The sequence below is a fragment of the Mesorhizobium sp. M2A.F.Ca.ET.039.01.1.1 genome (genome assembly GCF_003998035.1).
In the GTDB taxonomy this organism is placed as follows: Bacteria; Pseudomonadota; Alphaproteobacteria; order Rhizobiales; family Rhizobiaceae; genus Mesorhizobium.
In genome coordinates, this window is the sequence record NZ_RZRY01001462.1 from 1 (window position 1) to 550 (window position 550).

At 68.2% G+C, this 550-nt stretch carries 1 protein-coding gene; it reads left to right on the forward strand.

What is annotated here, in order from left to right:
* A partial coding sequence (locus EOA24_RS40450) for a nicotinate-nucleotide--dimethylbenzimidazole phosphoribosyltransferase (RefSeq protein WP_189354719.1) occupies positions 1–526 on the forward strand: 526 nt, incomplete at its 5' end.
* Positions 527–550: the final 24 nt, after the last annotated feature.

The following is a 550-nucleotide window of genomic DNA, read 5'->3' on the forward strand; positions in this document are numbered from 1 at the left end:
AGGCCTAGGTGATCTTGGGGTTGGCAATTCGACCATTGCGGCTGCGCTCTGCGCTGCGTTGTTCGGCGGCAATGGAGTGGATTGGGTCGGGCCGGGGTCTGGCGCCGATGCGGCGACGATGGCGCGAAAGGCCGAGGTCGTGGACCGGGCGCTGGCGTTCCATGGTTCCGGCCTCGGCGATCCGCTGGAGGCCCTGCGACGGGTCGGCGGCCGCGAGTTCGCGGCGATCTGCGGCGCTATTCTTGCGGCCCGCATGGAGAAGATTCCCGTCTTGCTCGACGGATTCGTGGCGACTGCCGCGGCCGCTGTTCTGCAAGCGGCCAGTCCCGGCACGCTCGATCATTGTCTGCTTGCCGGTCTGTCGCCCGAGCCTGGCCATGCCAAGGCTGCCGAAAGGCTCGGACTGCGGCCGCTGCTCGATTTCGGCATCAGCCATGGCGAAGGGGTAGGGGCTGCTCTCGCTGCCGGCATCGTCAAAGCCGCGGCGCTGACCAGCTCGGGCATGGCGATGGCTGTCCGGCTATAACGCCGCGGATGACGTCAGCGGCGG